Origin of the sequence: Paraburkholderia sp. 32 (assembly GCF_050435345.1) — a bacterium.
Classification (GTDB): domain Bacteria; phylum Pseudomonadota; class Gammaproteobacteria; order Burkholderiales; family Burkholderiaceae; genus Paraburkholderia; species Paraburkholderia tuberum.
In genome coordinates this window covers 826,524-841,374 of sequence record NZ_JBNDKD010000002.1, presented here as the reverse complement: position 1 = coordinate 841,374, position 14,851 = coordinate 826,524, and the positions used below count along the sequence as shown (strand labels likewise).

Below are 14,851 nucleotides of genomic sequence, written 5' to 3'. Positions count from 1 at the left end.
GTTGATTGTCTTGATTTTGATGCGATTAGCAGCCGCGAGCCGTATCAACGCGCGGCCAAGGTTGCCTTGTAACGCCAGGACGCTGTTGCGGTACTGAAGTCGACGGGGCTACCCGACGCTACGTTGTCTGACGGGAGGAAAGCCGACGAACTAGTCACCCCGCCGTAGTTGTTGAACGCTTGCCGCTGGGCTTCCACGCGGGCTAACACCGCCTGAAAGTCCATTGCATATTGTGTATTGGCGCCCGTGTGGTCATGGTAGCCGACCGTTTGACGCTGAACCGGTTGCACAGCCGCTTGCTCATAGGTTTGGGGACTGCTGCTGCTAGCGAATGCGGCGGTCGAGAAGGACAAGATCGACGCGACAACAGGGACGGGGATGAAGGTCTTCGACTTTGGCATGATCAGACTCAATATCGAGCGTCGGATTCAGGAGACGCGGTGTTTGGGGAACAACGGTCTGGCGAGGCATGAGTGCTGTTTGCCAGTTCGTTGGTGCCAGTCTAGTCATTTACGGTCGGCTTACAAGCATCTACGGGGCAACGGATAGTTGCCGTCGCTGCAAGCTTGTAGCCGATTGCGCTGAAGCAGTGTGTGCTTCTTTAGTGTGTCCGGAGGCAAGGGCGGTGCGGACTGTCTGAATGACACGCAGCAATTCGCTTCGACGGTATCCGCTGGTCGTTGCACAAACGAGATCAGCCGTCGAGCCTGCGCGTTTCCATCGCCGTTCGTCGACAAGACACTACGTGGGTATCGGAATACGTCCGCTTGCTGTTCTTATGTCAGCGATTCGCGATTCACGCAAACCGTGTATTGAAGATCTCGCAACTCATAATTGCGCGCGTCGAATGGCGGCGCGCTTTGCTTATACTGCGTCCACATGAAACAGGCTTCGTTTTTACGCAGGAATACTTATGGCACACCAACTTACGTTCCACGCCGGTTCATCGAACACGGACGTCATTCACGACATCGTTCAGCACGCGTTGCGCAGCGCTGCTACGGCCTCCACCACGAATGGAGCTATCGATGTGCTTGGTCAGGCGCTACTCGAGGTCGAGCGCCTCGCCGCGCACCCGAGCGTCCTGACGCACTGAGCCCGCTGCGCGTCTGCGAACTGGCCGGGAGTCGGACCGGCAGCGCAGCGCACGGCGTACCGCCGATGGAGGATGCAGCGCGGCTCGATCTTTATAATCAATATTGACCGAACGCGCGAATGTGATATTATTATCACATAGTGGCCCGTCCGCGAAGTTGCTGTAGGCGAGTCGCCGCAATGCCAGCGCACGCTGAATCAACCGTGGAGATGTCACCCATGACTGCTCAACCAGACCTGAACGATTCGCTGCATCGGCGGCAGGAATGACGCGCCGATCGCGCTTCTTTTTCGCCTTGCTGTGCTCGTTCCCGCTTGTTGCGACGGTCTGCGGTTGTTCCACGACCGTGATGCCCACGCCGCGCGTCATCGCGATTGTCGTTCCCGCGATGCCAGCACCGGCAATGATGTCGCCGCCCGATCCGATGGCGCGTCCATTGTGGATCGAAGTCACCGGGCAACCCGGCGGCCAATCGCAGACAGGCACCAGCAAACCGGCGACGCCGCAAGACCCGTCGCGCCAGCACGGTGACGACAGGCGTACCCACAGCGCGGCTAGCGGCGCGACGCCGATCTGACGGATGCGCCGCGCGGCGACCCGGCATCGCCGGCTCCTGCGGTTAAGACAAACACTTCCGCCGATGCTTCGGCTCAACGACGAAAGCCACTCGATCACTCGCCCAGTGGGGGCGCTTATGACTGTATACCATCGTCAATCTCTGTTTTGGGGCGCCGTTGCGTTAGCGGCCGGCGTGTTGCTATGGAACCTGCGTGCCGTTCTCACGCCGTTTCTGCTCGGTGCGCTCGTCGCATACATTTTGCAGCCGGGCGTGGAGTGGCTGGTACGCCATCGCATTCCGCGCGGCCTTGCGGCGCTGGTGATGATGTCTTTGTTTGCTCTGTCCGTCGCACTCGTCATGCTGCTCATGTGCGTAGTTGTCCAGAAGGAAGGGCCGGAACTCATCAGGCAAATTCCATTTATCGTCGCAAAACTCGATGGATGGCTGAAGCCGCGTCTGGCTTTTCTGGGACTGGATTATTCGCTCGATGTGACGAATATCCGCGAGGTGCTGGCGGCCCGTCTCAAAGCGGACGGGCAGGGCGCGATGCTTGCCGTATGGCAGTACCTGCGCACCAGCAGCAACGTGATGATCAATGTCGTGAGCAATGCGGTGCTGATGCCACTCGTCCTGTTCTATCTGCTCTACGACAGGCACGAGGCGTTCGAGCGCATGGCGAGCTTCGTGCCGCGGCGCTGGCTCGGCAAGACACGGGAATTCGTCGGAGAGATCGATTGCATGATGTCGCAGTACCTGCGCGGGCAACTGCTGGTGATTGCGGTGCTCGCGGTGTTCTACCCGACTGTGCTGACGATTGCAGGGTTGGATCTGGCGGTGCCCGTCGGCCTGTTTAGCGCGCTTGCCGTATTCGTTCCCTACATCGGCTTTGCGACCGGCCTCGCGTTCGCGCTCCTCGCGGCGCTGCTGCAATTTGGTGACTGGTATGGCCTCGCCGTGGTGGTCGCGGTGTATGGCGTCGGCCAGATTCTTGAAAGCTTTGTGCTGACGCCGAGACTGGTTGGCGAGCGCATCGGCCTTCATCCGCTCGCGGTCATCTTTGCGTTGCTGGCGTTTGGGCGGCTGTTCGGATTCTTCGGCGTGCTGCTCGCGTTGCCGGTCAGCGCCATCCTCGCATCGGCATTGCGGGAACTGCGCCACCGCTATCTCGCGAGTGCGCTTTACCAGGGCTGACCGGCATCGCGATCGCCCGATTCGATGTCCGGGCACCCGCCCCGCCTACCCAGCAATCCGACATCGCACCGGGCGGCCGCACCTGCGATGGCGCGGAAACGCCGCGCTAGTTGCACTGTCACGGCAAGGTCGGAGCATCGGGAACGGTGGGCAGTGGACGTCGCGCGATCCGCTCGGCCTCTACACGTGTGAGACCGAACGCCTGCAACACAATGGCGGCGGTTCGCTGGGCAAACTTCTCCTCCTTCGAGCGAAGCACCTTTCGCGCACGAACGGTCCGCTTCGACGAGATGGCCAGTTGCAGTTCGGCGGCAATTCCCGCGAGCACCGTGCCAATCACGGTGATAACGGACATGAACCGGTCCGCGATCACAAAACGCCTTTCTGAAATGCCCTTCTCGCTATCGCGCAGCAGGCGCAGGCCGAGACCCCTGCTGAGCAGGCGCGACGACAAACCTTCGCGAATGAGAAGTTGCCCCCACACTGGCTCGCGGTAGGCCCGCAGGAGCGTGTGACGGACTGAGACGGCGATCACTTCCGCTGGATCGGACAACCCCGCGGCGAGGCGATCGAGCGTATCCGCAAATTCCTCGAACAGCCATTCGATGAGCGCCGTGAAGATGCCTTCCTTGGATTCGAAGTGGTTATAGAAGGAGCCGAACCCGACGTCGGCTGCCTCGGTGATTTCGTTAATCGTGACGGAGCTCAAACCCTTGGCCGCGACCAGTTTCAGCGCAGCGTCGAGCAGGCGCGCGCGCGTCTCGCGTTTGCGACGGGCACCGCGCGGATAGCTTCGATTGATCGGGTCGCGGGACGCACTTGGCGCCTTGAGAGAGCGTCCGCGGCTCGCGCGCGGTTTGGGGGCTTGTGGCATGTCGGCTCCGTAGTCGTGGTTATTCGATGTCTGGATTCTAGATTTTTATGTCATAGTTGACAATATGCTCAGTATTGGGTCTAATCTCATCCGAGCCGCCGACAACCGGACGTACGAAGGACCCAACGATGCCGACGGAGCGAAAAAATTCCGTTAGCGGTCGATCCCAAGTCCTCGGCCGGAACTGACAGACCAGCAGATCACCGGGCGGTACGCATGAACGGGCGCTGCCCCACGTACTGGTTGCGTGGAGGCACATCGAGATGGCAAGTACCGACATGCACGTCGATAAGTAGGACTAACGTATCAACGAAGCTTGTTTTATGCGTCCGCGCTGATAGCGAACCGTGCTTGCTGGCACTCGGGTTTGCACGGCATCGGGAAACTTTCTTACCTGGGTTATCACCCGTCTTGTGAACATCGTGAAACATTCCGGCCCTATCGCGCAGGCGCCTGCGCGTCGCTTCTTACCTTCCCTCGTCCAATCTCCGCAGTGCGCACGCATGGTGCTTGCGGCTTGCTGCGCGGTCATGCTCGCGGCATGCCACCAGCGCGAAGCCGCCGCTCCAGAGCCGAAGCCCGTGGTCGCCCTGGCCGTCCACGCTGACGGGCGCACGGCAAGTGCGTCGCTGCCGGCTCAGGTGCAGGCGCGCTACTCCACGGCGCTTTCGTTCAGAGTGGGCGGCAAGATCATCGAACGGCGCGTTCGCCTCGGCGACGCCGTCAAGGCGGGACAGGTTGTTGCGCTGCTCGACCCGACCGATCTGCGCAGTAACCTGGCCAACGCGCGAGCGCAGCTCGATGCCGCCGAACACCGGTTCGTCTACGCGAAGCAGCAGCTCGATCGCGATCAGGCGCAGGCGCAGGCAAACCTGATTGCACCGGCGCAGCTCGAACAGACGCAGGACGCGTACGCATCCGCTGTTGCGCAGCGCGACTCGGCGCTCGCCCAGATGGCGCTCGCCTCGGACAATCTGCGCTATGCGACGCTGACTGCGGACCACGACGGCGTGATTACCTCGGAGGACGCCGACACGGGCCAGAACGTTCAGGCAACCCAATCCATCTATCACCTCGACTGGACGGGCGACGTAGACATCGTCTGCGACGCGCCCGAGCGCACGCTGAGCTCGCTGACAGTCGGCAGCATGGCGCGCGTAACGCTGTCGGCGCTACCCGGCAAGACCTTCGAGGCCCGCGTGCGCGAGGTGTCGCCTGGCGCTGATCCGCAAAGCCGCACCTGGCGCGTCAAGCTCACCCTGAACGCGCCCAGCCCTGCAGTGCGCCTCGGCATGACGGCCACCGTTGCGTTCGATGTCGTCGGTGACGCGTCGGGCGCACAGCCGTTCACTGTGCCGGTGACGGCGCTCTTTCATCAGGGCGAGAACCCTGCTGTCTGGGTGGTGCGTACCGGCACCGACACACTCGAGCTGCGTCCTGTGACGGTGCAGCGATACGACGAGCGCACGGTCTCCATCGCATCGGGCCTCCACGACGGCGACCGCGTCGTGGTGCAGGGCGTACACGCCGTTAGCACGGGCCAGCACGTGCAGGTGGTGGCGCCCCTGCATCGGGAGGATTTCCCGTCATGAACTCCCGTGACCAAGAACCCGTGCGCGAGAGCGCGCCTGTCCCGTCTTCCGGGGCAGACAAATCTGGCGAGGGCAGCTTCAATCTTTCCTCCTGGGCGCTGCGCCATCAGCAGCTCGTGATCTTTCTGATCGGGCTCGCCACGCTTTTCGGCGTGATCGGCTATACGAAACTCGCGCAGTCGGAGGATCCGCCGTTCACCTTCCGCACGATGGTGATCAAGACCTATTGGCCTGGTGCGACTGCGCGCGAGGTGCAGGAACAGATCACGGACCGGATCGGCCGCCAGCTACAGGCCGCGCCGAACATCGACAACATCAAGAGCTACTCGCGGCCTGGCGAGTCGATGATCTTCTTCGCCATGAAGGACTCCGCGCCCGTCAAGGAAGTGCCGGAAACCTGGTATCAGGTGCGCAAGAAGGTCGGCGACATTGCCGCGACGCTGCCGAAGGGAACCGTCGGCCCGTTTTTCAACGACGAATTCGGTGACGTCTACACCAACATCTATGCGCTTGAAGGCGACGGCTTTTCGCCGGCGCAACTGCACGACTACGCTGACAAGCTGCGCACAGTCCTGTTGCGCGTACCCGGTGTGGCGAAGGTCGATTATTTTGGCGACCCCGATCAGCACATCTTCGTCGAGATATCGAATGCGCAGCTCACGCGGCTTTCGATCACGCCGCAACAGCTCGCGCAGGCGATCGACGCACAGAATGCCGTGGCGCCCGTCGGCACCATCACGACCGCGGACGACCGCGTGTTCGTGCGGCCGAGCGGCGCGCTCAAGGATGTGCAGGCGCTCTCCGACATGCTGATCACCATCAACAAGCGCACCTTCCGGCTGGGCGACATCGCGAAGATCACACGCGGTTATGACGACCCGCCGGCGACCCAGATGCGCGTCGGCGGCCAGGCGGTGCTCGGCATCGGCGTGACGATGCAAAAGGGCGGCGACGTGATCGACCTCGGCAAGGCGCTCGACGCAAAAGCCGCCGAACTGCAGGCCACGCTGCCGGCGGGTCTGAAACTCGCGGCGGTTTCGAGCATGCCGCACGCGGTCAAGCACTCGGTGGATGAGTTCGTGAGATCGGTTGGCGAAGCGGTGGCGATCGTGCTGGTCGTGAGCCTCGTCTCGCTCGGCTTGCGCACCGGTATGGTCGTCGTGATCACGATTCCGATCGTGCTGGCGGTGACGGCGCTTTGCATGCATATGTTCAATATCGGGTTGGACAAGGTTTCGCTCGGTACGCTCGTGCTCGCGCTGGGCCTGCTCGTCGACGACGCGATCATCGCCGTCGAAATGATGGCGGTGAAGCTGGAGCAAGGCTGGAGCCGGGCGCGCTCGGCAGCGTTCGCGTATACCAGCACGGCATTCCCGATGCTCACAGGCACGCTCGTCACCGTATGCGGCTTCCTGCCGATTGCGCTCGCCAAATCGAGCACGGGCGAATACACGCGTTCGATCTTCGAAGTGTCGGCCATCGCGCTGATCGTTTCGTGGTTCGCGGCCGTCGTGCTGGTGCCGTTGCTGGGTTATCACCTGCTGCCGGAACGCAAGCCTGAACCCGGCGGTGCGCACCATGATCCGCATGAAATCGGCAACACCGGCTTCTACCGGCACCTGTCGGGATGGGTTGCGTGGTGCGTCGAGCGTCGATGGGTCGTGCTCGGCGTCACCGTCGTGCTTTTCGCGATTTCCATGCTGGCCTTCACGCGCGTGCCGCAGCAGTTCTTCCCGAACTCCGAACGGCCGGAACTGCTGGTCGATCTGCGATTGCCGGAAGGCGCCTCGTTCGAAGCGACGCTGCGTGAAGCGAAGCGCCTGGAAAAGGTGCTCGACGGCAAAGCCGGGATCGACCACTTCGTCGACTTCGTCGGCACCGGCGCGCCGCGTTTTTACCTGACGCTCGACCAGCAGCTTCAACAACCGAATTTCGCGCAGTTCGTGATTACCGCAAAAAGCGTGGAAAACCGCGAGGAACTGATGCGTTGGCTCGACGGCAAGCTCGAGAAGGATTTCTCCGGCGTGCGAGCGCGCGTCTCCCGGCTCGAGAATGGTCCGCCGGTCGGCTTCCCGATCAAGTTCCGCGTGAGCGGCGACGATATCGCGACCGTCCGATCGATTGCGCAGACGGTGTCGGACAAGGTCCGCGCCGATCCCCGCACGCGCAACGTCCAGTTCGACTGGGACGAGCCGGCGGAGCGCTCGATCTCGTTCGAGATCGATCAGAACCGCGCGCGCCAGCTTGGTGTCACCTCGGAAGACGTGTCGAACTTCCTCGCGATGACGCTATCGGGCTACACGGTGACGCAGTACCGCGAGCGCGACAAGCTGATCAACGTCGATCTGCGTGCGCCCAAGAGCGAACGTGTCAATCCGGCGCAGCTCACGAGCCTCGCGATTCCGACGCCCAACGGCCCGGTGCCGCTCGGTTCGCTCGGACACGTGCGCAATACGCTCGAGTACGGCGTCATCTGGCAACGCGACCGCCAGCCGACCATCACGGTGCAGGCGGACGTGCGCGGCGACGCGCAGGGCATCGACGTGACCCACGACATCGAACGTGCGCTCGCGGCGGAAACCGCCAGGCTGCCGGTCGGCTATCGCATTCAGGTGGGCGGCGCGGTCGAAGAAAGCGTGAAGGGCCAGACGTCGATCAATGCCGAAATGCCGTTGATGATCATCGCCGTGCTGCTGTTGTTGATGATCCAGCTCAAGAACTTCGCGCGGACCTTCATCGTCGTGCTGACGGCGCCGCTCGGCCTGATTGGCGTCGTGGCCGCGCTGCTGCTGTTCGGCAAGCCCTTCGGCTTCGTCGCGCTGCTGGGCGTGATTGCCATGTTCGGCATCATCATGCGCAACTCCGTGATTCTGGTCGACCAGATCGATCAGGATATCGCGGCAGGGCAGCCGCGCTTCGACGCGATTATCGGCGCAACGATAAGGCGTTTCAGGCCGATCATGCTGACCGCCGCCGCCGCCGTCCTCGCGCTGATTCCGCTGCTGCGCTCGGGCTTCTTCGGTCCGATGGCGACCGCACTGATGGGCGGTATCACGATTGCGACGGTACTGACCGTGTTCTTCCTGCCCGCGCTGTACGCGGCGTGCTTCAGGGTCCGGCACGACGAGCGCGGAACGCAACCGGTCGTCGCCGAGCAGATGGAGGTTTGATAATGAGCTTCGCCTACAAGACATCCGTGATGGCCGTGGCTGTGGCCATCGCACTGACGGCCTGCACTTTCGGCCCGAACGGCGCGCCCCCGGCGATGCCTTCGCCTGCGCACTACGGTGCCGGGGCACAGCCGGCGAAGACCGTCGCAGCGGGCGGCGTGGCGCAGCAGTTCGATATCGGCGCAGTGGGCGTTCCGCAATGGTGGCAGCTTTACCGGTCGGACGCGCTGAGTGCACTGGTCGAGGAAGGCTTGCGCAACAGCCCCACGCTCGGGGCCGCGCAGCGGACGCTCGCAGCCGCGCAGCAGGAGCTGCGCGCCCAGGTCGGCGCATCGACGCTGCCTTCAATCGATGCTGCCGCACAAGTCGATCGCGGGCGTTCACCGCTTGTGCCCGGCATTGGCCCCAGTGAGGTTCGCTATAACTTTTTTGCCGGACAGGTTCTCGCGTCCTACACCTTTGACCTGTTCGGTGCGACGCGTTCGGCGAATGCGGCCAGCGCCGCTCGCGTAGACGTACAGGCGTATCAACTGGAGGCGGCGCGGCGCGCGCTGGCGGCAAACATCGTCGGTACGACGATCAGCGTGGCGGCACTCGATCGCCAGATCGCGCTCACCGAACGGCTCGTCGCCGTGGCCAGGACGGCCGCGGACGAGGACCAGCACCGCTATGCACTCGGCTCGGTCTCGCGTGCGCAGGCGCTTGCGTCGACGCAGGATGCAGCTTCGGCTGCGGCGAGTCTTCCTGCATTACGCCAGCAGCGCGCCACAGCCGTCCATGCGCTCGCGGTGCTGATGGGCCGCACGCCGGACAACGCCCCGGCCGTTCCCGATCTCGACAGCCTGACGTTGCCCGAACACGTGCCCGTCGTGGTGCCGTCGGACCTGCTGCGTTCGCGCCCCGACGTTCAGGCAGCCGACGCCGCCGTGAAGGCCGCTGCCGCCGATGTCGGCGCTGCGACCGCGCAGCTCTTTCCGAGCCTGTCGCTGACGGCCTCGATGGGCCGCGGCGGCTTTAGCTGGCCGGCGGTGCTCTCAGGAGCGGGCGGACTCTGGGCCATTGGTGCGAGCCTGTCGCAACCGATCTTCCATGGCGGCGCGCTGTTCGCGCACCGCAAGGCGTCGATCGATGCTTACGATGCGGCGGTGCTGAACTACAAGTCCACCGTTCTGTCGGCGTTCCAGAATGTCGCGGATTCGCTTGCCGCGCTGGATAACGACGCACAGACACTCGCGTCGACTGAAGCAGCGGCACAGGCAGCGCAGGCGGGATTCGACGATACCGCGTCGCGCCGCCGCATGGGTTCGCTGCCGTCAACGGCGGAGCATGCCAGCGAGCAGCGCTTTCTCAACGCACAGATCGGCGCCGTGCGCGCGGCAAGCCAGCGCATGAACGATACCGTCGCACTGTTCCAGGCGATGGGCGAACTGCCGCCGGGCCAGCCGCAAACAGCGTCGTCGCAATGATCGCGTGTCGATGAAGACGGGAAGAGCAACCTGCCGATCAGGCCGCTCTTCCTCGACTGTACCGGCGGGTATCGGAGTAGTCGTTTCCTATCCGAAATCAGAATGCGCCCACGCACGGGAAGGTCAAGCCGGACTTCACGTGCATCGAACGCGCCAGAACTTCAGGTTGTCCAGTTCCCTGTATGGAATATAAGAAACTGATCGCCTGTCACGAGTGCGATCTGCTGTTTCGCAAGCCTCTGCTGCGGGGCGGCCAGACTGCGAGCTGCTCGCGCTGCCGTGCGGGCCTGGAAGGAACGCAGGGAGCGAGCGTACCGCTCGACCGGATTGGTGCGCTCACCGTTGCAGCTTTGATCACATTCTGTATTGCGCAGGCTTTCCCGGTCATACAACTGCAGACCAACGGTATGACGTCGGAGGCGACGCTATTCGGCGCGGTGCGCTCGTTGTGGACGGGGCACATGCGCATCGTCGCAACGATGGTCTTTTGCTCGGCGATCCTGTTTCCGCTGATCGAACTCCTCGCCCTTCTCTATGTGCTCGTTCCGCTGCGCCTTGGCAAGGTAGTACGTCATTTCAATCGAATGCTTCGCGTCGTGCAGCTCATCCGTCCATGGGGCATGGTCGAAGTGTTCATGCTCGGCGTGGTCATCACGATCGTGAAAATGGTCAGCATGGCGCAGGTGATCCCTGGGCCAGGACTGTTTGCATTCGGTGCACTCACGTTGATGTTGGCGTTTCTCGCCACTTTCGACCCGCGCGTGCTCTGGTCGACGCGGGACGAAATAAAGTTTCGACAACCCGCTGAGATCCGCTGGACCAGAGTGAAGCGCAGGTGCGCCCCGCGAGCCCCGTCGTTCTTCGGCCTGAAGCCCGCACCGGCGGCGCATATGACGGCGCGCAGCGCCGGGCTCATAGCCTGTCATACCTGTGGACTGGTGCAGAAGCACATCGCGGCGTCGTCAGAGCAGCGCTGCTCGCGGTGCGAATCGGTGCTGCACACGCGCCATCCCGATAGCGTGACGCGCACGTCGAGTCTGGTTCTTGCCGCCGCGCTCGCCTACATACCCGCGAATCTGTTGCCGATCATGCACGCGTCATCCCTCGGCCACTCGGAGGACGACACGATCCTCGGCGGCGTGGCGTACTTCTGGACTTCAGGCGACTGGCCACTCGCCGTCGTCGTGTTCGTAGCCAGCGTCGTGGTGCCGATGCTCAAACTCGCCATTCTCACGCTGCAAATCGTAGCGGCCCGTCGCAGTCCGGACTGGCAGCCGCTCGAACGCGCGAGGCTGCATCGGCTCGTCGAGTGCGTGGGCCGGTGGTCGATGCTCGATGTCTTCGTCGTCGCTCTGACGGTCGCGCTGGTGCATTTCGGTTCGTTTGCGGTTGTCACTGCCGGTCCGGGCGCGCTGGCTTTCGGCGCGGTGGTGATTCTCACCATGCTCGCGTCGCATCAATTCGATCCGCGGCTGATCTGGGACAACGTCCGCTGCGGGCCAGCGCGTGCTTCACGGCGATGAACGAATACCGTGCTAGCGGCGTCCGCACTCCTAAATAACCTCATATTTGCGAACTACTCTCCGAGCGATGCATCTTCCCACGCCACCCAGACCTGACATCAAGCCACGAAAACGCTGGATTCCCTCCCTCATCTGGTTAGTGCCGCTCATCTGTGCGCTGATCGGTGTGGCGCTGGTAGTCAAATCCGTCACCGACAAGGGACCGACAGTGACGGTCACGTTCAGCAACGCTGAGGGCATGGAGGCGGGCAAAACGAAGGTCAAATACAAGGACGTGGAGATCGGTTCGGTACAGGCGGTCGCGCTGTCAAAGGACCTGCAGCACGTCATCGTCACGATCGAGCTGACCAAACAGGCAGAAAAATTCGCAAGCCGCGGCACGCGCTTCTGGGTGGTTCGCCCGCGCGTGGGCGCTAACGGAATCTCGGGCCTCGGTACGCTGCTCTCCGGCGCGTATATCGGTGTCGACGTCGGGCAGTCTTCGGAAAGGCAAACCGCATTTGTCGGCCTCGAAAGTCCGCCGATCGTCACGTCCGGGCAGCCGGGGCATCAATATACGTTGAGGGGCGACTCCCTGGGCTCCGTCGATATCGGCGCGCCGATCTTCTACCGTCGCATCCAGGTGGGCCAGGTGGTCGGCTTCTCGCTCGATCCGACCGGCGCGGGCGTGGTTGTCAATGTTTTCGTCAATGCCCCGTTTGACCGGTATGTCGGCACCAATACACGGTGGTGGCACGCAAGCGGTGTTGACCTCCGTCTCGATTCGAATGGATTGAAGCTCAATACACAATCTCTGGCGACGGTGGTCGTCGGAGGCCTGGCGTTCCAGTCGCCGCCGGGTCAGGACGCCGGACAACCGGCCGCTGACAAGGCGGCGTTCCGACTCGCATCGGACGAGTCGGACGCGATGCGCGAGCCCGACGGCGCGCCGCTCAATGTCGTGATGCGGTTCAACCAGTCGCTGCGCGGCCTGTCTGTCGGCGCTCCCGTCGACCTTCGAGGCATCGCGCTGGGGCAGGTGACGGACATCGGTATCGAATATAACGAAAAGGAGAAGAGTTTCAGCATGAAGGTATCGATGGCGCTGTATCCCGACAGGCTCAGCCGGCGCTCCAACGAAGCGCTACCGGCTCCGAACTCGCAGGGTGGTCATGAGTTGCTGGAAAACCTCGTCATGGAGGGAATGCGCGGTCAGTTGCGAACCGGCAACCTGCTGACAGGCCAGCTATTCGTGGCGCTCGACATGTTTCCGAAAGCGCCTCGGGCGAGCGTCGATGTTCATCGCAATCCTATTGAACTGCCGACTGTGCCTAACACCCTCGACGAACTTCAGGTGCAGATTGCCGATATTGCGAGGAAGCTGAATCAGGTGCCGTTCGACAAGATCGGAGCCAACCTTAACGGCGCACTTGAAAACGCCAACAAGCTGTTCGGGCACATGGACACAGAGGTCGTTCCGCAAGCCCGCGACACACTGGCGGCCGCGCAGAAAACCTTCAGTACCGCCGAAACGACGCTCCGGCAGACCGCGCCCCTGCAGTCGGACATCCAGGATGCGATGCAGGAAATGACACGCACCCTGCAATCCCTCAATGCGCTCGCCGATTATCTGGAACGTCATCCCCAGGCGCTCCTGTTCGGCAAGAAAGGAGACCAACGGTGAAACTGATCCAATCCCGCGCGCGGCGCGCGATCGCCCGTATTGCGACCGTCATGGGTCTGGCCGCGCTGAGCGCCTGTGCTTCCCCGCCGGCCCGCTTCTATACCCTCGGCACTGACAGCGAACCGACGCGTGCAAACGTTTCGGTCAGTCCGGCCTTCCGGATCGACATGCGCACAGTGAAGGTGCCGGTTTCAGTCGCAAGGAGCCAGTTCGTCGTACACGTCGATGCGGCGCGCGTCAGGATTCTGGAAGACGAGCGCTGGGCATCGCCGCTTGCAGACGAGATCCGCAATGCGCTGCTCGCGGCCGCGACTCGACAGGCGGGCGGCCCCGACACGTACCAGCCTGGTCACGCCGAGGACGCTCGCACGTATCAGGTCTCCGTCGACGTGCAGCGTTTTGAATCGTGGCCGGGCTCACACGCGCTGCTTGACGTCACCTGGAGTGTACGCAAGTCGAACGACTCACGAACATTGACCTGCCGCAGCATAGTCAGCCAGCCCGTATCGGCCGGCTACGATGCACTCGTCAACGGCCATCGAATCGCAGTGAGAAGGATAGGCACTCAAATTGGCGAAGTGGTCCGGGAATTTTCGGCGGCGCCGTTCGAGTCCGCCGTTGCACCGGCGCGCATCCCTGCGAGTACGAGAAGTTCGGCGTTGTTATGCCCGGCTCTAGCAGGCTGAACCGATACAGGAATTGGTGCCTCACGCACCGGGATGGAAATGGAACGAAACCGCCACCGCAACTATGTGGGAACATTCAAGATCGTCGGGACCGATGCTTGCAACAGCAGCGGGAACGACGATTCCTGTTTGCGCAAGGAGCGCGAGCCGATTGCTAGCGTCGAGGCTTTAGCAGGTGATTGAGTTTAATCGCTAGCGGCCCGAGCGGGCTTCTCCGCCGGGCCGCACCCGGCTGACTTCAGGCCGATCAGACCGATGGCGCCGGACCTCTTGATTCAATCGGCGTCGACAGTCTCCTCCACGACCGGCAGCGGACGCGCTGCAATCTTCTCCGCCTCCGCGCGCTTGAGTCCGAGTGTCTGCAGCAGCATTGCTGCAGTACGCTCAGGGAAGTGCTCCCCGCTAAAGCCAAGCTCCTTGAGTACGCTTGCCGCGGGCGCACCCGGTGCGACGAAGTTCAGCTCGGCGGCGATTGCACAGAGGACCGTACCGGCTACCGCAAGAAATCCGATGAACGGGTCGGCGACCACAAAGCGCTTCGCGGCAATGCCATTCACAATGTCGCGCAGCAGCCGCTGGCCCAGTCCGCGGCTCATCGCATGCGTTGGAATAAACCCTTCACGTACCAGGAAACGTCCCCACACGGGGTCTTGCTGCGCACGCAGGACCGTATGACGCACGGAGACAGCGATCACCTCGGCCGGGTCGGAAAGGCCAGCGGCGAGGCGATCCATCATGTTAGCGAAATCCTCGAACACCTCGTCGACAAGCGTCGCGTAAATCGCCTCCTTCGATTCAAAGTGGTTGTAGAACGAGCCAAAGCCGACATCAGCGGCTTCGGTGATTTCATTGATCGCCACGCCCTCCATGCCTTTTTCGGCCATCAGCCTGAGGGCGGCGTCGAGCAGACGGGCACGCGTCTCGCGCTTGCGACGCGCACCGCGCGGCTCGCGTTGTTCGGGAATGGCAACCGGGGCGATTGGCGCCGCACGGGTAGGACGCTTTGTAGTGTTCGGCATGATGGATCCAAG

At 62.7% G+C, this 14,851-nt stretch carries 11 protein-coding genes; 7 read left to right on the top strand and 4 right to left on the bottom strand.

The window, feature by feature from the left end; translation table 11 throughout:
• Positions 1-44: 44 nt before the first annotated feature.
• Together OKW26_RS19170 and OKW26_RS19165 are read right to left on the bottom strand one after the other, a co-directional pair.
• Positions 45-401, bottom strand: a complete 357-nt coding sequence (locus tag OKW26_RS19170) for a hypothetical protein (protein ID WP_429354787.1) — start codon at positions 399-401, stop codon at positions 45-47.
• A gap of 644 nt (positions 402-1,045) precedes the next feature.
• Complete coding sequence (locus tag OKW26_RS19165) at positions 1,046-1,549, bottom strand: hypothetical protein (protein WP_429354786.1); 504 nt, start codon at positions 1,547-1,549, stop codon at positions 1,046-1,048.
• Between the two features lie 241 nt (positions 1,550-1,790).
• Here OKW26_RS19165 and OKW26_RS19160 point away from each other — a divergent pair, with 241 nt between their 5' ends.
• Positions 1,791-2,846, top strand: coding sequence for an AI-2E family transporter (locus tag OKW26_RS19160; RefSeq protein WP_429332840.1), 1,056 nt, complete (start codon positions 1,791-1,793; stop codon positions 2,844-2,846).
• 118 nt (positions 2,847-2,964) lie between these two features.
• Here the strand turns inward: OKW26_RS19160 and OKW26_RS19155 are convergent, their stop codons facing one another.
• A complete protein-coding gene (locus OKW26_RS19155) occupies positions 2,965-3,720 on the bottom strand; it encodes a TetR/AcrR family transcriptional regulator (RefSeq protein WP_429354785.1) in 756 nt (251 codons plus the stop codon).
• Positions 3,721-4,223: 503 nt separating this feature from the next.
• Here OKW26_RS19155 and OKW26_RS19150 point away from each other — a divergent pair.
• The 6 genes from OKW26_RS19150 (at position 4,224) to OKW26_RS19125 (ending at position 13,820) form a co-directional block, all read left to right on the top strand.
• Positions 4,224-5,312, top strand: coding sequence for an efflux RND transporter periplasmic adaptor subunit (locus tag OKW26_RS19150; RefSeq protein ID WP_429354784.1), 1,089 nt, complete (start codon positions 4,224-4,226; stop codon positions 5,310-5,312).
• On the top strand, positions 5,309-8,482 hold the full coding sequence (locus OKW26_RS19145; protein WP_429354783.1) for an efflux RND transporter permease subunit: 3,174 nt from the start codon (positions 5,309-5,311) through the stop codon (positions 8,480-8,482). The genes OKW26_RS19150 and OKW26_RS19145 overlap by 4 nt, the downstream gene beginning before the upstream one ends.
• Positions 8,483-8,484: 2 nt before the next feature.
• Entirely contained in the window at positions 8,485-9,948 is a 1,464-nt protein-coding gene (locus OKW26_RS19140; protein ID WP_429354782.1) for an efflux transporter outer membrane subunit, read from the top strand.
• Between the two features lie 182 nt (positions 9,949-10,130).
• Positions 10,131-11,471 (top strand): paraquat-inducible protein A, encoded by a 1,341-nt coding sequence (locus OKW26_RS19135; protein WP_429354781.1) that lies wholly within the window; start codon positions 10,131-10,133, stop codon positions 11,469-11,471.
• A 67-nt stretch (positions 11,472-11,538) separates the two neighbouring features.
• The gene (locus tag OKW26_RS19130; protein ID WP_429354780.1) at positions 11,539-13,134 is read left to right on the top strand and encodes an intermembrane transport protein PqiB; all 1,596 of its coding nucleotides are present in this window, start codon (positions 11,539-11,541) and stop codon (positions 13,132-13,134) included.
• Positions 13,131-13,820 (top strand): PqiC family protein, encoded by a 690-nt coding sequence (locus OKW26_RS19125; protein WP_429354779.1) that lies wholly within the window; start codon positions 13,131-13,133, stop codon positions 13,818-13,820. The genes OKW26_RS19130 and OKW26_RS19125 overlap by 4 nt, the downstream gene beginning before the upstream one ends.
• Before the next feature lie 275 nt (positions 13,821-14,095).
• Here the strand turns inward: OKW26_RS19125 and OKW26_RS19120 are convergent, their stop codons facing one another.
• Positions 14,096-14,839 (bottom strand): TetR/AcrR family transcriptional regulator, encoded by a 744-nt coding sequence (locus tag OKW26_RS19120; protein ID WP_184059133.1) that lies wholly within the window; start codon positions 14,837-14,839, stop codon positions 14,096-14,098.
• Positions 14,840-14,851 lie beyond the last annotated feature (12 nt).